The sequence below is a fragment of the Exiguobacterium sp. s192 genome, assembly GCF_018618795.1.
Taxonomy (GTDB): Bacteria; Bacillota; Bacilli; order Exiguobacteriales; family Exiguobacteriaceae; genus Exiguobacterium_A; species Exiguobacterium_A undae.
Genome location: NZ_JACSMS010000001.1, coordinates 616,719 through 642,867, shown reverse-complemented (window position 1 = coordinate 642,867; position 26,149 = coordinate 616,719). Strand labels below are relative to the sequence as shown.

23 protein-coding genes are annotated in these 26,149 nt (G+C 47.2%); 5 read left to right on the top strand and 18 right to left on the bottom strand.

What is annotated here, in order from left to right:
- Window positions 1-69: 69 nt before the first annotated feature.
- The 3 genes from KNP87_RS03290 to KNP87_RS03280 all read right to left on the bottom strand — a co-directional run bounded on the left by KNP87_RS03290 (window position 70) and on the right by KNP87_RS03280 (window position 1,845).
- Window positions 70-411, bottom strand: a complete 342-nt coding sequence (locus KNP87_RS03290; protein WP_251135386.1) for a cyclophilin-like fold protein — start codon at window positions 409-411, stop codon at window positions 70-72.
- 115 nt (window positions 412-526) lie between these two features.
- Window positions 527-1,102: a DapH/DapD/GlmU-related protein gene (locus KNP87_RS03285; RefSeq protein ID WP_214720809.1), complete on the bottom strand. Its 576-nt coding sequence runs from the start codon at window positions 1,100-1,102 to the stop codon at window positions 527-529.
- Between the two features lie 5 nt (window positions 1,103-1,107).
- A complete protein-coding gene (locus KNP87_RS03280; protein ID WP_214720808.1) occupies window positions 1,108-1,845 on the bottom strand; it encodes an SDR family oxidoreductase in 738 nt (245 codons plus the stop codon).
- A 113-nt stretch (window positions 1,846-1,958) separates the two neighbouring features.
- Between KNP87_RS03280 and KNP87_RS03275 the strand changes: the two genes are divergently transcribed.
- Window positions 1,959-2,843 carry a LysR family transcriptional regulator gene (locus KNP87_RS03275; RefSeq protein ID WP_214720807.1) on the top strand — a complete coding sequence of 295 codons (885 nt, stop codon included), beginning with the start codon at window positions 1,959-1,961 and terminating at the stop codon, window positions 2,841-2,843.
- A gap of 74 nt (window positions 2,844-2,917) precedes the next feature.
- Here the strand turns inward: KNP87_RS03275 and KNP87_RS03270 are convergent, their stop codons facing one another.
- The 5 genes from KNP87_RS03270 to KNP87_RS03250 all read right to left on the bottom strand — a co-directional run bounded on the left by KNP87_RS03270 (window position 2,918) and on the right by KNP87_RS03250 (window position 9,588).
- Window positions 2,918-4,978 (bottom strand): beta-galactosidase, encoded by a 2,061-nt coding sequence (locus KNP87_RS03270; protein WP_214720806.1) that lies wholly within the window; start codon window positions 4,976-4,978, stop codon window positions 2,918-2,920.
- A gap of 44 nt (window positions 4,979-5,022) precedes the next feature.
- Window positions 5,023-5,871, bottom strand: coding sequence for a galactooligosaccharide ABC transporter permease GanQ (ganQ, locus tag KNP87_RS03265; RefSeq protein WP_119923056.1), 849 nt, complete (start codon window positions 5,869-5,871; stop codon window positions 5,023-5,025).
- Window positions 5,872-5,876: 5 nt separating this feature from the next.
- Window positions 5,877-7,133, bottom strand: coding sequence for a carbohydrate ABC transporter permease (gene ganP / locus KNP87_RS03260; RefSeq protein WP_119923057.1), 1,257 nt, complete (start codon window positions 7,131-7,133; stop codon window positions 5,877-5,879).
- 57 nt (window positions 7,134-7,190) lie between these two features.
- The gene (gene ganS, locus KNP87_RS03255; protein ID WP_147511048.1) at window positions 7,191-8,465 is read right to left on the bottom strand and encodes a galactooligosaccharide ABC transporter substrate-binding protein GanS; all 1,275 of its coding nucleotides are present in this window, start codon (window positions 8,463-8,465) and stop codon (window positions 7,191-7,193) included.
- A gap of 130 nt (window positions 8,466-8,595) precedes the next feature.
- Window positions 8,596-9,588, bottom strand: a complete 993-nt coding sequence (locus tag KNP87_RS03250; RefSeq protein WP_214720805.1) for a LacI family DNA-binding transcriptional regulator — start codon at window positions 9,586-9,588, stop codon at window positions 8,596-8,598.
- Between the two features lie 165 nt (window positions 9,589-9,753).
- On the opposite strand from KNP87_RS03250, the gene KNP87_RS03245 reads away from it, so the two are divergent.
- Window positions 9,754-10,671, top strand: a complete 918-nt coding sequence (locus KNP87_RS03245; RefSeq protein WP_214720804.1) for an aldose epimerase family protein — start codon at window positions 9,754-9,756, stop codon at window positions 10,669-10,671.
- An 83-nt stretch (window positions 10,672-10,754) separates the two neighbouring features.
- Here KNP87_RS03245 and KNP87_RS03240 read toward each other — a convergent pair whose 3' ends face one another.
- The 3 genes from KNP87_RS03240 to KNP87_RS03230 form a co-directional block, all read right to left on the bottom strand.
- On the bottom strand, window positions 10,755-11,150 hold the full coding sequence (locus tag KNP87_RS03240; RefSeq protein WP_214720803.1) for an RDD family protein: 396 nt from the start codon (window positions 11,148-11,150) through the stop codon (window positions 10,755-10,757).
- Window positions 11,151-11,265: 115 nt separating this feature from the next.
- Window positions 11,266-11,463, bottom strand: a complete 198-nt coding sequence (locus KNP87_RS03235; protein ID WP_119923061.1) for a hypothetical protein — start codon at window positions 11,461-11,463, stop codon at window positions 11,266-11,268.
- A 321-nt stretch (window positions 11,464-11,784) separates the two neighbouring features.
- Entirely contained in the window at window positions 11,785-12,420 is a 636-nt protein-coding gene (locus tag KNP87_RS03230; RefSeq protein ID WP_233550653.1) for a hypothetical protein, read from the bottom strand.
- Window positions 12,421-12,589: 169 nt separating this feature from the next.
- On the opposite strand from KNP87_RS03230, the gene KNP87_RS03225 reads away from it, so the two are divergent.
- Window positions 12,590-13,522, top strand: coding sequence for a zinc-dependent alcohol dehydrogenase (locus tag KNP87_RS03225; protein ID WP_214720802.1), 933 nt, complete (start codon window positions 12,590-12,592; stop codon window positions 13,520-13,522).
- On the opposite strand, the gene KNP87_RS03220 is transcribed toward KNP87_RS03225, so the two are convergent.
- The 5 genes from KNP87_RS03220 to KNP87_RS03200 all read right to left on the bottom strand — a co-directional run bounded on the left by KNP87_RS03220 (window position 13,519) and on the right by KNP87_RS03200 (window position 18,633).
- On the bottom strand, window positions 13,519-14,133 hold the full coding sequence (locus tag KNP87_RS03220; protein WP_214720801.1) for a VOC family protein: 615 nt from the start codon (window positions 14,131-14,133) through the stop codon (window positions 13,519-13,521). The genes KNP87_RS03225 and KNP87_RS03220 overlap by 4 nt on opposite strands.
- A 12-nt stretch (window positions 14,134-14,145) precedes the next feature.
- Window positions 14,146-14,877, bottom strand: coding sequence for a DUF5694 domain-containing protein (locus KNP87_RS03215; RefSeq protein ID WP_214720800.1), 732 nt, complete (start codon window positions 14,875-14,877; stop codon window positions 14,146-14,148).
- A 115-nt stretch (window positions 14,878-14,992) separates the two neighbouring features.
- On the bottom strand, window positions 14,993-16,342 hold the full coding sequence (locus tag KNP87_RS03210) for a phenylacetate--CoA ligase family protein (RefSeq protein WP_214720799.1): 1,350 nt from the start codon (window positions 16,340-16,342) through the stop codon (window positions 14,993-14,995).
- Window positions 16,343-16,612: 270 nt separating this feature from the next.
- Window positions 16,613-17,971, bottom strand: coding sequence for a phenylacetate--CoA ligase family protein (locus KNP87_RS03205; protein ID WP_214720798.1), 1,359 nt, complete (start codon window positions 17,969-17,971; stop codon window positions 16,613-16,615).
- A gap of 278 nt (window positions 17,972-18,249) precedes the next feature.
- Window positions 18,250-18,633, bottom strand: a complete 384-nt coding sequence (locus KNP87_RS03200; RefSeq protein ID WP_214720797.1) for a hypothetical protein — start codon at window positions 18,631-18,633, stop codon at window positions 18,250-18,252.
- A gap of 192 nt (window positions 18,634-18,825) precedes the next feature.
- Here KNP87_RS03200 and KNP87_RS03195 point away from each other — a divergent pair, with 192 nt between their 5' ends.
- Both KNP87_RS03195 and KNP87_RS03190 read left to right on the top strand, forming a co-directional pair.
- Window positions 18,826-20,274 (top strand): NAD(P)H-binding protein, encoded by a 1,449-nt coding sequence (locus KNP87_RS03195; protein WP_214720796.1) that lies wholly within the window; start codon window positions 18,826-18,828, stop codon window positions 20,272-20,274.
- 257 nt (window positions 20,275-20,531) lie between these two features.
- On the top strand, window positions 20,532-24,125 hold the full coding sequence (locus KNP87_RS03190; protein WP_214720795.1) for a dynamin family protein: 3,594 nt from the start codon (window positions 20,532-20,534) through the stop codon (window positions 24,123-24,125).
- 77 nt (window positions 24,126-24,202) lie between these two features.
- Here KNP87_RS03190 and KNP87_RS03185 read toward each other — a convergent pair whose 3' ends face one another.
- Window positions 24,203-25,126 carry a LysR family transcriptional regulator gene (locus tag KNP87_RS03185; protein WP_214720794.1) on the bottom strand — a complete coding sequence of 308 codons (924 nt, stop codon included), beginning with the start codon at window positions 25,124-25,126 and terminating at the stop codon, window positions 24,203-24,205.
- Window positions 25,127-25,138: 12 nt separating this feature from the next.
- Window positions 25,139-26,095: a magnesium/cobalt transporter CorA gene (corA, locus tag KNP87_RS03180; protein ID WP_119923069.1), complete on the bottom strand. Its 957-nt coding sequence runs from the start codon at window positions 26,093-26,095 to the stop codon at window positions 25,139-25,141.
- Window positions 26,096-26,149: the final 54 nt, after the last annotated feature.

Genomic DNA, 26,149 nt, shown 5'->3' with positions numbered 1-26,149 from the left:
ACAAAACCATCAATTTAAAAAAGACTTACAATCGGTCAGGGACCAGATGTAAGTCTTTTTTTACGTTTCCTATTCCTTCAGAAAACGAATCTGGACACTTTCAGGAGCAAACAGCGATTGAATGTCCTCAAAATCGGTGATTTGTCCGATTCGTGTATATTCAGCCGCCGGTTCGACCGCTTCATAAAAAATCACTAAACAATTGTTTTGATACAGCAGTACTTCTCCAGCCTCAATCGTCTGAACCGATTGGGCATCCGTCGGAAATGCCTTGTCGAAATAATGGTACTTTTCATTTCGATGCAAGTCATCCATTTTAATCGTAAACGGAGCGTCCGCCATTAAGGCTGTAGTTGTTGCGTTGTCTTCCAGTTGTACTGAAGCGATTTGACCATTGATTTCGATGCGCATGGTTGCTCTCTCCTTGACCGTTTTGTCTGATTCGGTCGACACAGGCGCCGACGTACCGCACCCCGACAGTACAAGCGAGAGAATCATCATTATGACAATCACACGACGGTTCATTTCATCCCTCCGTCTCATCAACGTAACGGATGATTCGAGCCGGGGTACCGGCGACAATCGCCTTGTCCGGGACATCTTTCGTCACGGTCGCATTGGCTGCGACAATCGCCTGTTCGCCGATCGTCACCCCCGGTAGAATCGTCGCCCCCGCTCCAATCCAAGCATTTTGTTTCAAGTGAATCGGGGCAACGAGCAAACCACGCCGTTTTGCCGGACTGACCGGATGGTTGACGGTCAACAACTTGGCAAACGGACCAATCAACACATGATCATCAATTTGAATCGAACCGAGATCCGTCAGCATCACCCCACGGTTGATGAAGATGTCTTTTCCGAGCGAAATGTGTTGCCCGAAGTCCGTATAAAACGGGGGTAAGACGACAACACTTTCGTCGACCGGCTGACCGATCAACTCGGCTAACGTGTCGCGATACGCCGTCGGTGACAAAAGTTGCTGGTTCAACCGGTGGAGCAATCGTTCTCCGTCGCGTTGTACGGCATGAATCTGCTCGAACAGGGGATCGTCTGCCTCAATCAGTCGATTTTGAATCTGTTGAAGAAGTGATGATGATTCCATCGGCATCACACGTGTTGTTGCGTCGGGCGAATGATTAAGTTGCTGATCGAAACCCGGTCCGGTGTGTCGATTGCATACAAAACGGCTTGTGCCACATCTTCGCTCGTCAGTCCCCATTCCTGTTGCGCTTGACGAAGCGATTCGCCGACAGCTTGATCCTTGATCGTCGTGTAGAGTTCCGTCTGCACGGCACCTGGTGAAATGATGGTTGATTTAATCTGGTTTTCCCGTTGTTCTTGCCGCAGACCTTCCATGATGGCCCGGACGGCAAACTTCGTCCCGCAATAGACGGCCGATTCCGGATAGACGACATGACCGGCGACTGAGTCCGTTGCAATGATATGACCGGCTTGTTGGTGTTCCATAATCGGTAACGCCGCGGCAATCCCGTTTAGTACCCCCATGACATTAATATCAAGCATCTGTTTCCAGTCCTCCCGGTGACCCGCGGCAAGCGGTGCGGTCGGCATGATGCCGGCATTGTTAAACAGAACATCAATCCGTCCAAATGCCGAATTCGCTTCCTGAATCACAGCTTCGACCTGATCAAACTGGGTGACGTCTGCCTGCTTGATCCGAATATCCGCTTGTGGATACGCGTCCCGGATGTCCTGTAATCGGTCGAGACGACGGGCTGCCAACATCAGTGTCGCTCCTAGTTCTGCTAATAAACGGGCCGTCGCTTCGCCAATCCCGCTGGATGCCCCCATGATGACGATGACTTTGTTTAGTGGTGTACTCATTGATGTTCCTCCTCGTATGTCTTGCTTGTGTACAACACTACAAGTATCCATTAGTCATGTCTAATGCTAATATTACATCACAAGACATAACTAAAACGCATAGGAGGATTCTCATGGAACTACAACAGTTACGGTATTTTTTAGCGGTCGTCGAAGAAAAAAATATTACCCGGGCCGCCCGCATTCTCCGGATCTCTCAACCGGCATTGTCCCGCCAACTGCAACGGTTGGAAGACGAGTTAAACGGTGTTTTATTTGATCGGACGCCGAACGGTATCATCTTGACGGAGAACGGTTATTATTTAGCCGAACGGGCGCGCGAAATGGTTACTCTGGCGGATAAAATCGTCACCAATCTGACGACGGAAGAAACGTTGCACGGTGATCTCTACATCGGCGGCGGCGAGACGACCAGTATGTTAAGCGTTATCCGGGCATTTCATGAGATGCATCAGCAGCACCCTGAGGTCACCATCCGGATCCACAGCGGCAACGGTCAAGATATCCTCGATAAACTCGACAAAGGCATTCTCGATTTCGGTCTTGTAATTGAACCGTTTGACGTCAAGGAATATCATCATTTACAGCTTGCAACAGCCGACCGATGGGGTATCTTGACACGAAGAGACCATCCGCTGGGCCAACAAACGACGGTCGATGCAGCGGATTTACGGAATGCACCGTTGATCATCTCGGAACAAACCAAAGACCAGCAACAGTTTGCGGAAAAAACGGGACTCGATTTCAATGCAAGCCGCATCGTCGGAACTTATAACTTACTGTTTAATGCGTCACTTTTGGTCAAAGAAGGACTTGGTCACGCTTTATGCCTGGATCACATCATCAATACAACAGGCAGTGAACTGATTTTTGTGCCACTCCTGCCGAACGTCACCTCAAACACGTTTTTGATTTGGAAAAAGGAAGCCGTCCTGTCACGTCCGGCAAAAAAATTATTGGAGTGGTTGAGACATTCGCAAAATGAGACAGCCCTTTAAATGAAACATCATCAAAAAAAACGATTTTCCGAACATTAAAACATTTACATTCGGAAAATCGCCTTGTATCGTATTCATTTATTGTTTGTATTCGTCCGTTCAACTATCTTGACTTCATACGGCTTAAGCGTCAGTTGACCGCTGATCTCCGTTTGTGTTAAAGACTCCAGCAAAGGCTCAAACAGTTTAATCGATTGCTCGACTTCCGAAAAGTTCATGATGAATCCGTAGTACACGTCCTGTCCACGACGTACTTGAACCGAAACTTCAGCCGTATGCGACGTATCGAGTAGCGCCTTGATGGTTAACCGATCCGTTATCATCGTATACAAGTCATGCTGAAATGCAGACTCAAGTCGTCCGCCGATATACCATGCCTCACCTTTTTTATACTGATTTTTTGTCACGGCCGGCGTATGACGATAAAAGTCATCGGTGTAGCTACCGACGATCTCCGCTTCCGCTACTTCCATGATCGTCGCATAATCCTGCAGTTCATAATGTTTGCCGTCAAACACCACCCCGTTCCGATCATTCGGATAAAGGGTATCCGTTTCGAGTGGTGTCAGACCAAACAGTGTTTTCAGTTCATCCGGCCATCCGGCATACGTCAAATCGTGTTCGTCGACGAGACCTGTCATGTACGTCGTGACTAATGTCCCACCCTGTTCGACAAAACGCTGCAACCGCTCTAATGTCGTCGCACTAACCAAATACAGCATCGGCACGATCAACAGTTTGTAAGCATCAAACGGCTGTTCCTTCGTGATGACATCGACGGGAATATCCTGCTCGTAAAAAAAGCGATAGTGTTCCTGGAGGGTTTGTGGATAGTCTTTCGTCCCGTTTGCAAACCCTTGAGCATCGTTTAATGCCCAGTTATTTTCCCAATCATAGACAATCGCCACTTCCGCCGGTCGCGTCGTACCGACCACAGCATCTAATTGTTCGAGGGTCCGTCCGACTTGGGCGACTTCCCGAAAGACCCGGTTATGCTCCGATCGGTCATGATCGACGACCGCCCCGTGGAACTTTTCTGATGATCCGCGGGATTTGCGCCACTGGAAATAAAGGACACTGTCGGAACCGTGGGCAATCATTTGCATCGAGGATAACAGATGCATGCCCGGACGTTTTGCTTTATTGACGGGATGCCAGTTGACGGCACTCGGTGTTGATTCCATCAAAAGGAACGGTTGCTGTTTTAAACTCCGGAATAAGTCGTTGATGAACCCGACCTTCATCGCTAAATTGGCCGTCGTCTCCCAATCATTGTGCCAAGTCGGATAGGCATCCCAACTGACGACATCGACGTGTTTGGCAAATTGACTGTAATCGAGAGCTTGAAAAGGAATCAAGTCCTCCGTATCCGCCATGAAATTGGTCGTAATCGGAAGTGCCGGCGTCAATTCACGTAAAGGTACGCTTTCCTGTTCAAAAAAGGAAATCGTTTGATCCGTCACAAAGCGTTTCCAGTCCAGATTCAAACCATGGACCATACTTTCACCAATCGGCGACGGCGATTCGATTTGCGACCAGTCATCAAATGTATGACTCCAGAAGGCACTCCACCACGAGGCATTCAACGCTTCAAGCGTCTCATACTTCACTTTCAGCCAATTCCGAAAGGCTTCCTGGCAAAGCGGACAATGACACTCGCCCCCGTACTCATTCGAGACATGCCACATCAAAAGCGCCGGGTGTGTCCCGTAACGTTCGGCCAACAAGCGGTTTATCTGCTCGGTTTTCCTGCGATAGACGGGCGACGTCAGACAGTGATTGTGACGCCCGCCGTGGAGCTGTTTGACATGCCTCTCATCGACACGCAGGACTTCCGGGTACGTTTGAGATAACCAGGCAGGACGCGCCCCGCTTGGTGTCGCCAATATGACCTGGCCTCCGTTCGCATGAATCTCGTCGATGATTTGATCGAGCCACTCGAACGTGAACTGATTTTCGATCGGTTCAAGCGCACTCCAAGCAAAGATGCCGATCGAGTACGTATTCGTGTGTGCGAGACGCATCAACCGTAAATCGTCCTGCAAGACATCCGGGACGTCGAGCCACTGATCCGGATTATAGTCCCCACCGTGCAACAAATGCCTGGCCTTTGATGTATAGATTCTTCGTCCCATTATATAACTCTCCCTTACTCACCAATTTAGCTGTTCTTTCTCTCTTACCCTTTTGTGCCTCCGGCTGTTAACCCGGATACAAAATGTTTTTGCAGAAGGACAAACAGAATAGCGACCGGTATGCTGATTAAAATCGCTCCGGCAGCAAACGTCGTATAGCTTGCTCCCATCGCTTCGTTGACGAGATTAAACAGACCAATCGGCAACGTATACGCTTCCTGCGTCCGTAAAATTGTCGAAGCCAGCACAAAATCACCGAGCGGTCCCGTAAATCCGTTCATCGCGACCACGGCAAGCATCGGACGACACAGTGGTAAAATAATTTGGATGAAAATCCGGGTATGACCGGCGCCGTCGAGTTTTGCACTTTCATCCAGATCAACCGGAATTGAATCCATATATCCTTTCATCAAGTATGTATTCATCGGAATTTGCCCGCCGATATATAACAGAATCAGTAGCCAGTGACTGTTCATCATGCCAAGTAGCTGGGCCAGTACGAACAGGGCAATCAAGGCAGAAAACTGCGGAATCATTTGCAACAGCAAGAACAACGTCAGGGCTTGCTGGCGTCCTTTGAAGCGAAACCTTGAAAAAGCATAGGCTGTAAAAGAAACGCTGACAACCGTTCCGAGCATCGTAAAGAGACTGATTTTCAAAGAGTTCATATACCAATGACCGTATTGCAGACTTTCTTTTCCGGCAAATAATTCCCGGTAATGATCAAGTGTTGGATTTTTTGGAATGATCGATGTGCTGACTAAACTGTTGCCCGGATTAAAGCTCGCACCAATCGTCCACAAGAGGGGATAGATGATGCAGGTCGCAACGAACAGCAGAATCAAATAGGTCAGCGTCAGACGAACCGTCCGCGTCATGTTACGTGTCGCCATCCCGATCACGCTCCTTCCTTAAAGGCATTCGTTCGTCTAAACTGCCATAACGCAATCGCGATGACAAAAATCGAAAGCAGGATCGTCAAAGCAGCAGCTAACGCGTATTGACCGGACTGCATCGTCAATTTATATATCCAGGAGACGAGAATATCCGTTCCGCCGGCATTGGAACCCGGTACGGACGGTCCGCCCCCGTTAAAGAGATAGATGATGTTAAAGTTATTAAAATTGAATGTGAACTGGGTAATGATAATCGGCGACATCGCAATCAGTACCATCGGCATCGTAATATGTCGAAACTTCGCAAAAATCGAAGCGCCGTCAATCGTTGCTGCTTCGTATAAATCATCAGGAATCGATTGCAAAACACCTGTCGTCACTAAAAAGACATACGGGAATCCGAGCCATCCCTGCATGAATACAAGGGCAACCCGTGTCCACTTTTCATCTGTCAACCACGGGACCGGATCAAGACCGAATAGAGACAAAATGTCCAGATTGATGGCACCAAAGCTGTCATTAAAAAGTCCGGCAAAGACAAGGATCGTCACAAAACCGGGAACCGCCCACGGCAAAACGAAAATCGTCCGAATGACACGTTTGAACCGGACCTCTTTTTGATTGACGAGCACTGCTAAAAAAATACCGAGCGACACTTGTAACGTCGAGGCGACCAATGTCCAGACAATCGTCCAAGACAACACATCAAAGAACGTCGACCGCCAAATATCAACTGTGAAGATTTGAGCAAAGGTAGAAAATCCAACCCAATCCGCCAGTTTGGCAGGCGGGGAATGGTACAAATCATAATTCGTAAACGCCAAGGCGAAACTGAACAAAATAGGAAAAATCACGGCAAATATCAACAGAAACAACGAAGGTCCACTGACTAAATAGGGATAACCTTGATTCATTAAATTCCGATAATCCGACCACAAAGAATCCGGTCGGACACCTTGATCCCGCTTTTGCCCATTGCGGTAGGCGTCCCGTAAATTAAATACATAAAGACCGATCCCGAATAACAAAATGATGATCGCGATGATGCCTTGTGCCAACAAAAAAATCGAGTTGTCGCGGGGTACTTCTGTTCCGAGCGTCACGATTCCCCATAGTCCCATGTTGAGCAAATCGGCGAACGCTATCCAAAAGGCAATGCTGACCGCGAGCAAGAGTCCGCCTTTCATCCATTGCCGGTGATACAATTGGCCAAGTCCTGGAATGATCGATAACATCAATCCAATTTTCCGGTGTTGCACGTCCTTCACCTCTTTATTAGAATCTCTGACTGTCAGGCATTGTCGCATCAAACACGGTTATTTCGTTCCGTGTTTCGCCTTAATCTGACCGTCAATCGTCTTGACGGCTTGCTTCATCGCTGCTTCCGGTTCCGCTTTTCCGGTGGCAATCGTTTGAAGTGCGGCATCAACCGGCTTCCAGACTTCATTCATTTCGGGGACGTTCGGTGTTAACTCGGAAAATTTAGATTGTTCGGCTACTGCTTGTGCGGCTGGACTTTTTGTGACCGCAGGATCTTCTGCCAACGCACTGACGGCCGGAACTTCTTTTGTGATTTCAAAACGTTTTTTAGAGTTTTCCGCATTCGTCAAATAAAGCGCCAGTTTGCCCGCAAGCTCCGATTGTTTGGAATAGGCACTGACATTATAACTTTTGACGCCGATGAAAGAACTCATGTTTTTCCCGTTTTCAAGTTCCGGCAATTTTGTGATACCGAAATCAATGCCGGCTTTCGTAAACGGCTCGACATTCCAGGGACCGGAGATGATGGCTGCCGCTTTCCCTTCCGTAAACAAGGACTCGAGGACATTGATTCCCTGCTCGCCGATGATGCCTGCCGGGAATAATTTTTCCTTGTAAAACTTTTGAATATACGTCGCACCTTCGATGGCTCCGGTATTCCCAAGCCCGACTTCTTTCGTCTGATACTTCCCTTGGCCATCCTGCTTAAAAATGTAGCCGCCATATCCGCTCAGGACACTTTGGGCATAATAAATTTGATCAAATAAAGCGAGAAATCCAAATGATTGCCCCGTTGCCGTTTTTTTGGATAAGGCATACCACTCTTCCAATGTTTTCGGTAACTTCTCTTCTGACACCAGTTTTTTGTTGTAGTATAAAACGGTTGTTTCCACTGCTTTTGGGACACCATAGAGTTTCCCATCCACTTTTTGCGAATCGAGCGCAACATCAGTATAAATGGCCTGGATCTCTTTCGGAACATCCATCTCCATGATGATTCCTTCTGTTACGGCAGTCCCAATCTGATCCCCTGGCATCGTCAATAAATCGGGACCCGTCCCCGCCGGACCATCTAATCGTAAGTCCTCGATTTGCTTGGCATACGGTTTTTCAACGATTTTCACATCAACGCCGTTGTCTTGTTCGAATTTTGAAACGATGTCTTTGATTCCTTCTCCTTTTTCAATGTCTTCCCAGACAATAAGCTTCGCTTCTTTACCCGATGTTTCATCCTTCTTCTCCTGCGACTCTTCCCCGGGACCACATGCCGCGAGCGAGACCGTTAATGCCAGACTACTCAGGACAGTCATGTATGTAATGGTTTTCTTCATCTTCTTACTCCTCCTATGAGTCATATTATGAAAAGAATAAAAGCATTTTTGAAAGCGTTTTCTTATTCAAAATATAACACCACAAGAAAACGTTGTAAATAAATTTAGTAAAATATTTTACTAAATTTATTTACAACGTACTTTTACGCGTAATTAATTCAGCGCCGATGTAAACGGTTTTGACGACTTTCCGTTTCTTTAAAATTCGTTCCAGCAACAACTGAATCGCATTCTGACAGATTTCCTCCAAGTCAATGTGGAATGTTGTCAAAGGTGGTGATACATATTTCGAGATGCTTGTATCGTTGACACTTATCAGGCTGACACGTTTCGGAATTTCAATTTGCTGTTCATTCAAGACTTGTAAACAACCAACCGCGATTGGGTCTGCCGCGACATAAAAAGCTGTCGGCAACTCTTCCCCGAGCTGTTCAACCGCTTGATTCATCAAGTAATAACCGTTATCCACCGAAAAACCCTTCCGGCAAAAAATGAAGTCTTCACGCAACAACTGACGTTCTTCCATCGCTTGACGAAAAGCCCGTTCCCGTCCGTCCATCTCCTCTGCATCCGTATCAAGATTATGATACGTCCCGCCGATAAATCCGATTTTCTTATGCCCTTGTTCCACCAACACATCGATTGCCTGGCGCGTGATTTGCGCAAGATCCGGACGAACAGAGTCGTAATATGCCGGATCCGGCGTAGAATCGATGAACACGCCGTGTGTTGTCAATTCTCTCAAATATTCCAGTTCACGATTCATGAAGGAACCAACAGCAATAAATCCGTCGATATCAAATGGAATTTTCTCAATTCCGCCTTCTAATTTATATGTCGTCAATTCAATATTGTTTTCGCGTGCTTTTTTCTCAATTTCAACCCGCATCGTTTGAAAATAGACGTCTTCGAGCTCTTCATTGTCAGTCAACCAGTACAAAAAAGCGATGTTTTTCACGAGCGTTTTTAATGTTTTTTTTCGATAACCGACCTCTTCTGCCACTTCAAAAATTCTAGTCCTCGTCTCTTCTCCCACCGATAAAGTTGGATCATTATTTAACACTCGCGAAACCGTCGAAATCGAACATCCAACTTCTTTTGCAATATCCTTAATCGTTGCCATCATCCATCCACCTCTGATTTTGATTAATTTAAAGATAAAAAATTTTAGTAAAAAATAATTATTTTATGGTAAAATTCAATAAAACATTTTTACTTAATCTGTTGCCATTATTTTATTATACCGTTAAAACCCGGTTTATTTCATTCGAAAAGAGGAGGAAAGAAATTGAAGGTTGAAATTAATCAATTAGCAGATCAGTCGACACAGTATCGTTTAAAGAATAGTCGAGGAATCGAAGTCGATATTTTAAGCAACGGAGGACAAATCCAGCGTTTACTTGTGCCTGACCGAAATGGTCATCAAGAAGATATCCTCCTCGGAAATTTAAAATCGTCGTCTCTCGAAAATTCGCTTTTTAATGGGCTATCGGGTCATCTATATGACTTATCGGTATCCAGTATGCCTTGTGAAACAAACTTATCTTTGCATCTAATTCCATTTACAGGGGAAGCGTTTACGACGACACATCGAATAGGCGTTCGTCTGTGTACTACGATTTTCATAAACATTCACGTCATTCACATAGAAATCCTTTATATTCTGACCAATGATAATCAACTGATACTTCGGTATTTTGCTAAGACTAAGCAGCCGTTACGTCTCTCACTTTCAAATCTTATCTTCTTCAACTTAAGTGGAAATTTAAAAGAGAGTATCTCACAACACGATTTAAAATTTTCTAGTTCTTATTTCCTTAATCCAACCTACGCTCTTTTAAACGATTCGTGGTTCATGCGGACAAAGGGGACAGTCTTTGATTTTCAATTAGGACGCCGTTTGAAGCACCTATTTATTGATGAGACTACGCCAGCATCCCTTACAGATACGTATTTTTTGTTTTGTCAAAAACCAGTCATCGCCGTTCACGAAGCGTTAAGCGGTCGATGGATGACCATTGAATCATCTCAACCTGGATTTCTTTTGTCTACCGCCTGGATTCCGTCTATTGAAGCAGGTGAACAACGAACAAAATCCGTTTCTGGTGTGTGCTTTGATTCGAAGCCTTTTATCTTATCCTCACTCGTCAACCAACGATCTCCATATTCTCAACACACCACATATTCGTTTAGCACCACTTATTGAGTACTACGACAAGAAAAGGGGACAGCAGATTTAAAATCTGCTGTCCCCGGTAATTTCATATGATTTTTTTCGAATCAGCTGTTTTATTTTCCCTTCCGCACAACACGTGTACCGGCAAATTCATCCTCCGGTAACGCCGATCCGTCCTGCAGATAAATTTTGCGGTTTTTCCATGTTTTGATCGGGGCAATCGTTTCCCGGTAAGCAATCCGTTTCGCAATCTGTTTGACAGCGAGCGGTTGTCCGTTGTCACTGACGACTTGAATCTGAAACAGTCGTTGCCCGATGGTTTGCCGGCTTCCTGTCGCGAGTTGTGTCGTCTCGAGCAGGAAATTGACGGCCGGTTCCGTAATCAGTGAATGAACCGCCTTATTTTTGACGCGTTTCAACACGGTTTCTTCGAGCACACCGGCAACCACTCCTTGTGCGAGTAAATCAACGATGCCTGCCCCGATCCGGCGTTTTAATAATCCGTCCATCCTCAGTTCCCCCTTGGTTTAATAATCACTTCACTGTTCAATCTTTACCCTTTCGCCTTTGAATCAAAAAAACCTTCTTTGACACGGTAGGTTCCTGTCAAAAAAGGTCTCGTCATCATGAAAACACCAGGACGATGCCGCTCAAACCGAACAGACACACACCATACAAGACAGCGGCGATTCGTTTACTTGCAGCCGGGATTTCTTTACTCACAAACAGGCGTCCGTATTTGAAGGTCAAGATGACGCCCACGATGAGAACTGCAAGGGTGAGATTCGACATTTCCAAAACAGACAAATAAATCGGCAACATCCGTCTCATCCTTTCCTGTTTTACTTCTCTTAGTTATGTATATTCCTTGTCTGCCCAGCCACGCGGTGTTCCTAGAGGCAACAAACAAATCCTCTCTCATTCCGTTGTACCGTGGATTTTATCCGTCTTTGCTCATTCAACTTTAAGCTTTGATCATTTGATCGTTGACCATTGTTCGTTATCCGTTGAGCTGTCAGCGTTGAACTTTCACTTGAGGTTCCATTCAGAACCGATGTGAGGTGCATCGCACCGACGTTTTGTTATCGCACAAAACAAGCGTGTTTGGTCGCAGGATCATCGGACAAACAAGGAATTTTTTCATCAGGCGAAGATTTTCGTGACCGTATTACTTTCCGACAGCGTGAAATCGACTTCCGCCTCAAACGTGTCAATCGTTTCGTCGAGCTCGGCGATCACTTGACGTAACTGCGACGGATCAATCAAGTTTGGTTCCAAGCGTTCAAGGAACAAACGCCGTGACTTTTCGATTTCCTCGGCATTGCCCTTCTCGCGTGAACCATATGTCGCCTCGATATGGCTGTCAGCCCGACGCGTGATATCCTGACGTTCTTCTTCGATCGTCTGCTCGACCTGCCGAAGTTGCGTCTGTAATGTCTGCAACAATTGACGGTCATAGACCAGACCGGCATCCCGTCGGTCGATGGCTTCGGCGACGGTCATCTCGCGCCCGGCAATCCGGACGACCGTTACAGCGTTCGACGCCGTGATGGCCGACTTGATCCGGTTCCGTCGTTCCATCAAGTCCCGAATCGATTGGAGATTGGCTTTGGCTTCTTCGGCAAACGTCACGACCGACGGATAACCTGCCGGAGCCTGACTGCCGGTATGAACACCGATGAACGGTTTGGTCTGTGCTTTTTGAATCCGTTTATCTAAATTTTTTAATTCCACTAATCCACGATGAATCGACATTTCGATGCGTTCGATGTCTGCCACGTCCTCTTCTTGTTCAGTCTTTTGTCTAGAATAGCATATCTTGATTGGTAAACAGGTTACTTGGCAAAAGTTCACACCTTACAAAATTGTCATATTTTTATTTTGAAAAGGAATTTTTTGCCTTATACTACATGAAGATGAATCACTTTTTCAGAAAAGAGGGTTTTTAATGGATCAGCACCGCTTACAGGTGACATCAGCTTGTTCCGTCGCCTGGACTACACATACACTGCCTCCCCCGCAAGCAAACGAATTGCTTGTCCGAACCATCGCCGGAGCCATCAGCATCGGCGCCGAGCTGCCGCAAATCCGCGGCAACGATCTAACGGACCCGTTTCCGATCTATCCGAAAGAGACCGGTTACGAAAGCTACGCCCAAGTCCTCGCCGTCGGGACAGACGTGACCCAGTTTCAGGTCGGCGACCGGTTGCTTGCTTTTTTTGGTCATCAGGACGTCGCGCTTGTCGAGGCGTCAAAAGCCATTCCTGTTCCGGACGGGATCTCCGCTAAACTCGCCTTACTGAACATCTTGTCGTGTGACGCCGCGAAGGGCGTGCGGAAACTCGCGCCTCTGCCGACGGATTCTGTACTCGTGACCGGGATGGGAGTTATGGGGTTATTGACGGTTTTTTATCTCCGTCACTATTATCAGGTCGAACGCATTATTGTTTCTGAACCGGATCCCGTCCGGGCAGCCCTCGCTTTACGACTTGGCGCGACGGCTTTGTTTCAGGCCGACGATCCGTCTTCCGACACGTTTACGCATGCATTCGAATGCTCAGCCCGTCAGGACGCTTTTGCTCTGTTACAGGAGGCATTGGTTCCTCACGGTCAACTCTGTATCTTGTCGGACGGGAATCACGAGACGTTATCGTTGACGCCGGCTTTTTTCGAAAAAGAATTGCGGATTGTCGGCTCGAGTGACGGGTGGGATTACCGCGCTCATGCTGCGTGGTTTTTCGAGACGGCACCGCACGTTCCGCAGCTCGAGCAACTGTATGAACAAACGGTCGCTTCCCGCGATCTAGTCGCATGTTTCGAGCGCTTGCTGACAGACGCGCATCCGTTAAAAGTCTTCGTCACCTATCCACTCGTTGATTAACGTTGCACCTTACTCACCGTCCGCACTTCCAGACCGTTTGGATCCTGCTCGTGTCTTGCGTGCTCACCGGAAAACGTCACGTCAACCAAACGTGTCTGCTCGGCTGCTGACGTCGTGATTTCCGGAACCGGTCGCTCGAGTAACCGGTGTAACATCGCTGCAAGACCTGATTGGGGTGTCGCAATCTCGAGCTGCAGAAGTTGATCCCCCGATCGTGATTCGATCGCATCCAGATGCGTCTGCAATTCGATCCGAAAGCCGTAAGGCGTCTGAATGAACGTCCGGCGTTCGTTCGCCTGGACCGTCCACCCCAACGTTTCCGCCCGTTGAAGTGTCGCCAGCCGCTCGGCTTTTGTCACCCAAAAGCCGATGTGGTCGAAGGCGACTTTTTTTCCGTACCCAAACGTAATGTTGATTGCTCCTCGTTTCATCTCAATGATCCGAAACAGAATCTTTTCATTCCGGAAATCGTCCCAGTCAAGTGGCGGGTCAAATGACGTGAACGTTCCGTCCTGTTTTCCAATTCGTTGCGTCACGCGAAAACCAAGCTTTTGATAAAACCGTTCCGTCTCTTCGACGAACGGCGTCCACAGATGGTAATGAAATAACATTGACTTCTCTCCTTATCGTGTCAGGTCGTCGAGTGTCGTCACTTCGACCAGACCGCTGTCTGTTAATAATTGTTGCAGTAGATGCACATGGGCCAACCCATAAATCACGATAATCCGTTCATCCGATGATTCGACGAGTGCGAGGATGTTCTTAAAGATCGTCAGATTCCGGACATACCAATACCGGGCAACCCACTGCATGCCTGTCTCCCCGAGACGCGCGAGTTCCAAATAGGTCTGATGCATACCCCGTGTCGTGTCTGGTTGATTGATTTTCTGAAAGAAGGTCAAAAAATCGAGCCCCATGATGTCTTGATCCAGTTGTTTCATCCGTAAGGTTTCCCGCGAGATGATCTGATGAAATCCAACCGGTTCTTCCTGTTCGAGTTGAGTGAGGTTTGGCACTCCCTCAATCGATTGATTCCAATCGACGCCGTTTACCTGTGGCAACTTCGCTTGACGGGCCAACCGGAACCCGATTTGATGCCGCTCATCGGCTGTCAGTTCAAAAGTACCTTCTTGATAGGCGGCATAGTCTTGATCGAGTTGTGCTTGTCGGTCAGACGTCGTCTCGAGCGCCACTTTCGTTGGTCGAAACGTCAACAGCACGTCGATCAGTGTCTGGATTTGCTGTTGACGGTCTGCATCCGACACTATAATCGGCGCCGGATGCAGCAGATCACCGTTGTCGGGACGATCTAGGTGCATCGTCCCGAGAATCAAAATGCTAGGGCTTGGTTTCATGCCTCTCCTCCTAGTCCACTAATGATTCCCATTTTACAAGAGATTGGCATCTATTTCCATTGAACTAGGCCAATGATCCGACAAAAAAAGACCGATCTTCGAAAAGATCCGCCTTTTAGGCCATCATTTGTTTGACGAGTAACGTTTTGCCGCTGACCTCACGCGGAATTTCTTGAACTGCCCGAAGCGACACCTGCATGTCTGCGCCCAATAAGGTTTTCAAAAAACGGTAAAGTTGTTGCTCGTGTTCCGACGAAAAACGTGTCCAATCCGGAATGTACAAAAACGTGATATCCCGTTCACTGTTTTGAATATACTGGACCCGTTCAACGCTGTTCGGCAACACTTTAACGAGACTCGACAGCTGACTTTCAAATACTTTTTGACCGTCTGGTTTAATGAGATAGCCCCGTTTTCGACCGTCAATTGAATCAATCACAGGACCGGGATGACCACAGGAACACGTCTTCCCACTGCTGGTCATCCGGTCTCCGACCCGGTAGCGGATCAACGGTGTACCGTGGGTATCGAAGCTTGTCACGAGCACTTCTCCGTCTGCTTCCAGTTCAATGATGCCCATCTCGTAATGCAAATGTTTTTGTCCGCACCGGCATTCCGAGACGATCGGTGCCCCTTCCGATGAAGCATATTGATCAAAAACCGGTCCATGGAACACGTCTTCAATCAATTGCCGTTCTTCTCGTGTCATCATTTCGGCCGTCGGGAAAATGGCGCGTGGCCGGCATGACAGCTCAATTCCTTCTCGTTTCGCATGATAGGCAAGTTCAATCATCGCGGACGGTAAACCGTCGATCGATTCCGGATCAAACTCGTCGATCGCTTGCAGATAGGCGGTCATCGTACGCGGACTGATTTTTTTGACGGTGAACAACAATTGATTGAGCGCTCGGTTCATCCGCCAGTAAACGGGGGTCCGCTGATGTTCCGAAACCAGGGCTTGCGCCGTAAAACTGATGCGCCGCATTCCTTTTTCGACCCCATGCGTCGCTTTGAAGTAGTCCAGATGCGCCATTCGAATCTGCATGTCGGCCTTCGTATAATGGACTTGAATCGACTTTCCTGTCGTGCCGCCTGTCTTGCCGATAATCGGGGCCGGCAGATCCGTTCGGACTAATCCGATGTGTTGCCGTAACGTTTCTTTTTCAAGTGGTGGGATCTGCTTCAGATCCGTCAGCTTCTCGAACGGCAATTGTAGGTTCAATTCTGCAAACAACGCTTCGTAATAAGGACTGTGGTGCTGGCAAAACAACAAAAAATCATTGAGCCGTTTCAATTGATCCGCTGCGACATCGATCGTTTCCGCCCGTTTGTCCATCAATTCCTGAAACCGCTGTTGATACGCCGGTCCATACCGGTCCCGCTGCAACTGATAGCCGTACAATGTCGTCAAAAGATTTTGTAGGAACACAGGTGAATACAGATACACTTGCTCTTTGATTCCCATCTGCGCACGTCCTTTCGAACAACGACTGGATTGCCGACCACTCGAACAATGAATCGATCACTTATCCACTTTAAATAATTCTGAACTTATCTGATACCTTTAGCTTATGTCGCTTTTCTGACAACTACATGACAAAATCATCCGGTTCCCTTGAAATGTGCTAGCATTTTACCTTTTTTTACAGTTTGCGACTCTTTTGACAACATAAAAAAAGCAGATCATTCCCTTTTAAAATCAGGAAAGACCTGCTTTTTTTTACATCTTTATTTACTATAAGTTGTCCGGGATCAACTGTTTAATCAGCAGCGTCTTGCCACTGATTTCTTTCGGGATTTCCGGAACCGCTCGCAAGAGAACCTCCATTTGTCCCCCAAATAACCGTTTCAAGACAAAATAAAGCTCTTTTTCATGTTCTTCTTTAAAACAGCGTTCGTCCGGTACATACAGCATGACGACTTCCTCTTCATCTGCTTGGATGTATTGGACACGTTCGATGCAGTTCGGAAAGGCACGAACGATACCGGCAAGTTCGCCTTCAAAAATGCGATGGCCGTCCTTCAATTGAATGAAACTGCGTCCGCGTCCATCAATCGATGCGATGATTGGACCGGCATGACCACATTGACACGTTTCTTCGCTGAGTGTCATCCGGTCTCCGACACGATAGCGGACGAGAGGCGTGCCATGTGTGTCAAAACTCGTCACAAGAATCTGCCCATCTGCCTCGACTTCGATAATGCCCATTTCATAATGCAGATGTTTTTTTCCGTAACGGCATTCAGCGACGATCGGTGCCCCTTCCGATGAGGCATACTGATCAAAAATCGGAGCATGGAACACTTCTTCAATCAATTTCCGTTCTTCAGCCGTCATCATCTCTGCCGTCGGGAAAATCGCTTTCGGTCGGAATGTACAAGGAATTCCGTATTTTTTGGCATGCCGGGCGACTTCAATCATCCCGGACGGTAATCCATCAATCGATTCGGGATCAAACCGGTTCAATTGTTCGATGTAGGAAGCGGCCGTCTGCGGATTGATGTTTTTGATCGTGAACAGCATTTGATTGATTGTTTTGTTCATCCGCCAATAGACAGGTGATTTTTGATTTGTTGCAGCGAGTACTTGACCGGTAAAACTGGCCCGGCGCATCCCGCGCTCAATCCCGTGTGTCCACTTGAAGTAATCCAAGTGTGCCATCCGGATTTGCATATCGTCTTTTGTGTAATGGACTTGAATCGACTTTCCGGTCGTCCCTCCCGTTTTTCCAAGAATCGGTGCCCGGACTTTAGCGTGGATATCTGCATTGCGTGTGCGTAACAGTTCCTTGCTCAAAACAGGAATCTGCTTCAACTCCTCTAACTGGTGAAACGGTAAAGAAATCTGCGCTTCGTCAAAAAGCGCTTTATAATAAGTGCTGTAGTCGTAACAAAACGTCAGAAAGTGATTCAGACGGTTCAGTTGTTCTTTTTCAGCGTTGATTCGAAATTGCTCTTTCTCCTTCAATTCTTGAAAACGTTTTTGATACACGCTTCCATATCGTTCTTGGTACAAGACGCGCCCATATATCGTCGTCAAGATGTTTTGAATGAAAATCGGCGAATGAAAATAAATCGATTGTTTGAGTTGCATACGTTCACTCCTCTCCCGTCTCATCGTAAATTTCAGACGATGGTCGTCACATATTTCCTGTTACTTACATCTTATTTCCAGGTTGATTTCCGTTCAATCAAATCTTAATAAACAAGCTTAGCTTTTATTCGGATACCGTTTTATGATAATAAACTGATGTCACAAACATCTTTTAGCGTTTCTTCTTTTGTTATGGAAAAGAGGATGAGACTCACAAAAAAGAAGTGGAATCATCAACGATTCCACTTCTTATCTAGTCAGCTATGGGATTAGTTTTGTTACCGATGAACGATGCCTTCATCTGCGCCGAATGATCGGATTTGAATGGCCCCTAACGCAAGTTCCAAGTCTTTCGGGTTCAACTGGTCGATCACCTCGATGACGGTCAAGGTCGTACGACCATTATACAGCTGAACCAGCAATTGACGCTCGACTTCAATAATCCGATTATCAACCGGTTCCGCTAACAACTCTTGGTAAAAAAATTCACCCGTCTCCGGGAAAAAATAATCACTGAACAGTTGCAACAGTTGTAAGTTACCCGTTGCTAAGAACAGGATCGACTGAAACGAATGGTTTGACCGATTCCTCGCATTCAACCGTCTCAAAATCATGTGATAGCGCTTATGGTGGTGTTCATCTAAGAAACAGACTGCATTCATCTTCGTCCCTCTCCCTAAACTAAAAGTAAATGTGCAGATGATACTGCTGCTGAATCCTTGATTGTGTTCCCTGTTTTTTCTTTTCCCTGTTTTTAACGACTGAAGCCTTATTTTTTGAAAACACTTGTTTGGATTACGAAGCGATCGATTCGGGTAAATTCCTCAAGTAGTGCTAATCAAGGAGGAAATCAAATGACACAACCACGCAAACGACTGGCGCTCGCCGGTGCAACAGGATATATCGGACATAATTTATTAAATGAATTAAAGAAAAAATATGATGTCATTGCGCTGTCCCGTAACGGCGACGACAAAGATGATGAGGCGAACGTCGAATGGCGGTCATGTGATCTCTTTTCACTTAACGATACGATTGACGGATTACAGGGCGCAGACATCGCCATCTATTTGGTCCATTCGATGATGCCGTCCGCCAAACTGACACAAGGATCTTTCGAAGACATGGATTTGATTTTAGCTGACAATTACGCCCGCGCCGCAAAAGAAAACGGCATTCAGCAAATCGTCTACTTAAGCGGAATCATCCCCGAAGAAACAGAAGATTTGTCGCGCCACCTGAAAAGCCGTCTCGAAGTCGAGCGGGTGCTCGGAGCTTACGGAACACCGGTGACGACGATTCGCGCCGCTTTGATCGTCGGACCCAAAGGTTCTTCCTTCCCGATTCTATCTAAGCTCGTCAAACGCCTGCCTGTGATGTTACTTCCGGAATGGACACGTAATCAAACGCACCCGGTCGCCTTGCCTGATGTCATCCACGCCCTAGGTGCAAGCGTCGGACGGGATGACTTAAAAAATCGGGCGATCGACATCGGTGGTCCCGAATCCATGACTTATAAAGAAATGATTTTAAAAACGGCTGAAGTGATCGGCAAAAAACAGCCGACCTTTGATTTACCGTTCATGACGGTCAATCTGTCGCGGCTTTGGGTCACTTTAGTCTCCGGTGAACCGAAAGAGACGGTTTATCCACTCGTTGAAAGTATGGTACATGAAATGGTCGCCGACCCGGAAAAGATGGTCGACGGAATCAGCGACGGGAAAATTTCCTTTGAAGAGTCGGTTCGGATGGCACTTCAAGAAGAACAAGAAGAAAAGCAACAGAAAAAAGGCTCGTCGGGTTCATCGAAGAAGCTCGAATCACTGGATGTCCGGTCCGTCCAACGGGTCCGTCTTCCGGAAGGTCGGGATGCGAACTGGGCAGCCGATGATTATGTCGACTGGTTGTCTTCTTTCGCCAAACCGTTTCTGACGTCTCACCTGGCGGACGAAACAGTTGTCCAGATTCAAGTTCCCTTCTTGGATCAACCCTTGCTTGAGTTGACAAAAGAACCGTTCCAAGATGCCCAACAAGCGACGTACCGGATTACGGGCGGACTATTCGCCCAAGTACAAGACGGGAGTAAAGGCCGGATCGAATTCCGCCAAATTCCGGGTTCCCAAGAATGTCTCATCGCCATCCATGAGTATGTACCCGCCTTACCGTGGATACTGTACAAAACGACGCAAGCCAACATCCATTTACTTGTGATGTATCTGTTTAAATTACACTTGCTTCGACTCATGCAAACGACTGAAGAGCGTCCGGACGAATCCGAAATGATTGTTCCTGAACCCAATTGACTGTTTAAATTTCGACCAACATGGCTTGAGTCCTTCTTTTCAGAGGACTCAAGCCATGTTTCGTTTCATTATGTAACATAAAATCTAACAGTTCTTTCCTGTTTACTCCTGCTGTATCAGCATAAACCATTTTTGGAAAAACGTCAGTTTGAATGCTTTAAGTAAATCGGGTATCAACAACTTACTTGCAACAGATGACGAACATAAATTAACCATGCTACACTGAAACAGGATTGTTAGAAAGGGGTTTCATACGCATGCGCTCATTCGAAGAACGATTAACGAACCAGATAGAAGCGACCGCGCTTCTGACAACACTCATTCACCCCTCGTCGGACCAACTCCGACTGGATAAATTAGATAAATTTTCAGAAAAATTGTTGAAACGTGAATTTACGATTGCTTTTGCCGGGCATTTTTCTGCCGGGAAATCCAGCATGATCAATGCCTTGACGGGCGAATCGATTTTACCGACAAGCCCGATTCCGACGAGCGCTAATATCGTCACGGTCCAACATGACCAACACGATGCAGCAATCGTCCATTTCCATGATCGTCCGTCCGTCAAGCTGACGTCCGATGAGCTGTCTCACCTCGAGACGCTGGGGCGTGACGGAACGGTCGAACGAATCGACATCACCCATGCGGCATCGACGTTACCAAACGGTTTGGTCTTGATGGACACACCGGGTGTCGACTCCGTGGACGACGCACACCGGATCTCAACCGAATCCGCCTTACACTTAGCCGATATTATTTTTTATGTCATGGATTACAATCATGTTCAGTCCGAGTTGAATTTCATGGTCACGAAGGAATTGCTTAGTTCCGTTCCTGAGCTGTACCTGATCGTCAATCAAATTGATAAACACCAGTCGAACGAATTATCGTTTGCGTCGTTCAAGCGTTCTGTCCGTCAGGCATTCGCAGCACACGGTGTTGAACCAAAAGGAATCTTCTTTACAAGCTTGCGTGAAGCCGAACAGCCGGACAACGATTTTGCGACGGTCAAACAATTGGTGGAGCAAAGCATCCGGGACGTTCAACCGAAACTGCTCCAGTCCGCGGCGACAACGCTCGAAAGCCTGCATCAAGAACACGTCACCTACTTGCGTACCCGGATCGAAGAAGCCGAACAAGCCAGTCAAGAACAGCTGACACGCGAAGAACAACTCCAGCCGGAGACGGTTTTCTCACGCTTGGCACAGATCGAGCAACAAATCCAGTTGATGTCACCGGAACAATGGATCAGCCGTTTTTCCAAACACCGCGAAAGTTTACTTCGAAATGCGACGTTGATGCCGTTTGAACTCCGCGAAAAGATGAAGACGTTTCTTGAATCGCGTCAGCCGGCGTTTAAAGTCGGTTTTTTCAAAAGTGCCAAGAAAACACAAGAAACCCAGCAACAGATTGCCGAAGAGGTGTTGCATGCGTTGCAGTCCGTCACGACCTCCGAAGTCGTTTTGCACCTGCGCAAACTGATGAAACAATCATTAAAAGAAGCCGGCTTGTTGTCGGATACGCAATCGTTACAGATCGATCAGTTTCCGCTTGATCCTCCACTCGACGTGATGGAAGAAGCGTTGCAAGAAGGCATCACGATTACGGGCGAATCCGTCCTGCAATTTACGAATCGGGTCGTCAGCCAGACAAGTGCCTGGTACGTCAAAGAAACAAACCGGTGGCGGGACGGCGTTCGTCTGGAACTCGAACGGATGGATGGAACAGCCGTTCAGGCGTTACTGGCCGAACAAGATGTCTTACGCCAAAAACGTGACCTGTTGACGACAGAAACGATAACGCGGCATGGGATGACGACCTATCTCGAACAAGCCGCCGCTCCTTCCGATGATCAACTGGAACTTGCCCGGCAACAAGTAGCGGCATGGAAACAAAAACGGATACGGACAGCACAAGATGTCGTCCCGTTCACACCACATGAATCACTTAAAGAAACAGCGGCGACGGTCGAACAGCCGATTGCGACAGCCTCTACAGAAGCACTGACCTACTCGCTTCATGACATCAAGAAGATCCAGGATATTTTGTCACAAGTGCCCGGATTCGAAGAAACGGTCGCCTATCTCGAAGACAAGTTGACCCGGGTCACTGCGAGTACGTTTACGATTGCGTTGTTCGGCGCCTTCAGTGCCGGTAAATCGTCGTTTTGTAATGCGTTGCTCGGACAAGCGGTCTTACCGGTTTCACCTAACCCGACGACGGCATCGATCAACCGCATCAATCCGGTCAGTCCGGAACATCCGCATGAGACGGCGACGATCCTGTTTAAAACCGAGCAGGAGTTGCTCAGCGATTTGAATGATGTGCTGCACAAATTCGACGCATCCGCCGAATCACTTGCCGACGCACTCGCTTGGATTGAAAGCCGTTCGGAACAGGAGTTACGAAATGCTCCGTTCTTACGTGCCTTTTCGACCGGTTATCCGATCGTTCAACGGTTCATCGGTACAACCCAAACCGTTAATCGGACAACGTTCACGGAATACGTCGCCCAAGAACATCTCAGTTGTTTTGTCGATATCATCGACTTGTATTTCGACAGTCCCCTGACGCGTCTCGGGATTACATTGGTCGACACACCGGGTGCTGATTCGATCAATGCCCGCCACACCGACGTCGCTTTCGAATATATCAAAGATGCCGATGCGATTTTGTTCGTCACGTACTTCAACCATGCGTTTGCGCGCGCCGATCGGGAATTTCTCATTCAGCTCGGACGCGTCAAGGATGCCTTTGAGCTCGACAAGATGTTTTTTATCGTCAATGCCATTGATTTAGCCCGTCAGGAGTCCGAAAAACAAGACGTCTTACAGTATGTCGGAACCGAATTGCAACGGTTCGGAATTCGTGCGCCGCGCCTGTTTGGCGTCTCCAGCCTGCAGGCGTTGTCCGAAAAACTGACAGGACAGAGTCAGCAATCCGGACTTGCCGCGTTCGAAGAGGTGTTCCATCAGTTTTTGGAACAGGATTTAAAAGGACTGGCCTTACAAGCCTTATCGGATGAGACGGAAAAAACCGTTCATCGGTTGGGCCAAGTGATTGAACAAACCGAATCCAACATTGCGCGAAAAGAGATCCGTCTGGAAGAACTGGACCACATTGCGACCACAATCGAGACACACTTCTCAAATCATCGCCCCGACTTGCTGCGGCATGCGTTATCTGCTGAAATTCATGAATTGTTGCATCATGTCAATCAGCGTATTTATTACCGGTTCCCGGACTTCTTTAAAGAAGCCTATCATCCGGTCCGGTTTGCGAATGCCACGAAACAGCACGCTTTACAACAAGCCTTGGAGGAATTGCTCGGCTTCTTGAAATATGATTTTGAACAAGAACTGCGGGTGACCCATTTCCGGATTGACAGTTGGATTAAAACTGCCATTGCGCAACGTTTTCAAGAGGAAGAACAGTTTGCGACGAAATTAAATCCGTCCTTCCAATTGTCGCCGTTCGAGGCATTTTCGATGCCGGCTGTAAGTTTTACGGGACCGTTTCTTGACCCAACACCTTACGAATCCGTCAAACAGTATTTCCGAAATGCCAAAGCCTTTTTTGAACGGAACGAAAAAGAACAATTAAAAGACGCTTTGATGCAGATGACGAAACCGGACGCCACCGCATATCTGGACTCCGAGGAACAACAATTACGCACTGTCGCCCATCAACACGTCATCGTCTTACTCGATGCGATGTATGCGGCACTGCAGGACACGTTACGGAAGCAAATCGAGGTTGAACGCAATACCTTGAGCGCTCCAAATCCGCTTGCTCCGTATAAAGAAGCACAGGTAAAAATCAATCAGCTGTTACCAGCGTCCGCGTCTTGATACCAGCCAAACGTCAACAAAAATCCCGACCGATTTCGTCCTCTTATCGAAAGAGACACGAATCGTCCGGGATTTTTTTATTCCGCTTCCTCTCGACCGGAAGGACGCGGCCAGTACGATTTAAAATAATGTAAGACATACTCGTGGACGTGACGGACGAGCGGCCGTTGTTCGACTCCCGCCAAATGATTGAGGGAGACGTCCCATAACATCGGTGGGTCGAACGGAAGAATTCGGATATCTTCCGCGTGATGAAACCGTAAAATCGGTTCTGGTAAAATCGACACGACATCCAGTTCCTGGACCATCCCGATCAATAAATCCCACGCTCCGGACGTAAAAAAGATGTGCGGTTCCACCTGAACGTTTCGAAACTGCGACAGAATTTGATGATGCAACATGAAACTGTCATTGAGAATGACAAGCGGTTCTGCAGCCAACTCTTGATAGGATACGTTCTGTTGCTGACTCAACGGATGGCTGGGACGGACTGCGACGACGACCTCATCTTCAATCAACCGGTAACGTTCGATTCCATACGACTCTCCCGGCTCAATCAAAATCGCTAAGTCCAATTCTTCAAGCAACAGACGACGTTTTAATTCAAATGCCCCTTCTTCAATCACTTCCAACTCGATCCCCGGATGTTCTGCCATCAGCTTCGGGATGAGTTGCGAGAACAGGACCGGTAAGATGACAGGCGGAATGCCGAGCCGGACTTTCCCCCGCATCAGATTGGATCGTTCATGCAGATGTTCCATCATGACTTGATGTTGGCGTAACACTTTTAAGGCGTCTTCATAAAATTGTCGACCCGCATCGGTCAGACCGGTCAAACGCCCATGATGGCGTTCAAACAGTTCGACTTGCTCCGACTCTTCAAAATCGCGGACCAGCTGGCTGAGTGCAGGTTGCGAAATATGTAGGTGTTTCGAGGCACGGGTTAAGTTGTACGCTTGATCCACGATAGTCGTAAAAAATCGTAATTGTCGAATATCCAACCGCTTTCCCCCTCACTCATCAAACCAATGATTTTTTCTGAAATACAAAATCATGCTAATCGAGATCATCGCCATTCCGCCCAAAGCAAAGAAATAGCCATACTTCGTCGTCAGTTCCGGCATGTGTTCAAAGTTCATCCCGTAAATCCCGGCAATAAACGTCAAGGGCATAAAAATCGTCGTAAAGATCGTCAACGTCTTCATGATATTGTTCATCCGGTATGAATTAAGCGAAATAAAATTGTCCCGAAATTCGGAAGTCATCTCGCGGTTGTACTCGATCATGTCGTTGAGTTTCAGCAGATGATCGTAGATATCTTGAAAAAATGCTTTTTTATTTGCATGAATCGCCAGTCGTCTTGATTCAACGACACGGTATAACAAATCCCGCATCGGTAAAATCGTTCGCGCCACTTCCAACAAATCGGATCGAATATCAAAGATGTCTTCCATGATGCGTTTATCGTTTCCACGCTGTTCGTAACGTCCTTCGAGTGAAAAAATCTTATCTTCCAATGCATGCACGATTGGAAAATAGCCGTCAACGATCTTATCCATGATTTTATGTACAATCTCGATCGTCCAGTGCTCATGGTCGCCATGAATCCGTTGAAAGGCATTGAACACCAAATCAATCTCGCTTGATGGTTCTTCATGGTAGGAAACGACATACTTCTCATTGGCAAACAGATTAATTTCCTTCCCTTTTAACGATTCCGTATCTAAGGCATGCAGAACAAAAAAGCTGTACCCTTCATAATATTCTAACTTCGGACGTTGCAAATATTGAAAACAGTCCTCAAGCGCCAACGGATGAAACTCAAATGCCGACACCAACTGTTGTTTTTCATGCTCCGTCGGTTGGTCAAAATCAACAAAATACCATTTGATATTTGGTGCGTGCAGTCGATCTAAATCCGATTCCACCAAAACTTGATGATCGGTTGTCACAAGGAGACAACGTATCATAAACGTTCACCTACTTTTCGTTACTGTGCCTTCAGTATCGCAAACAATCGGTAC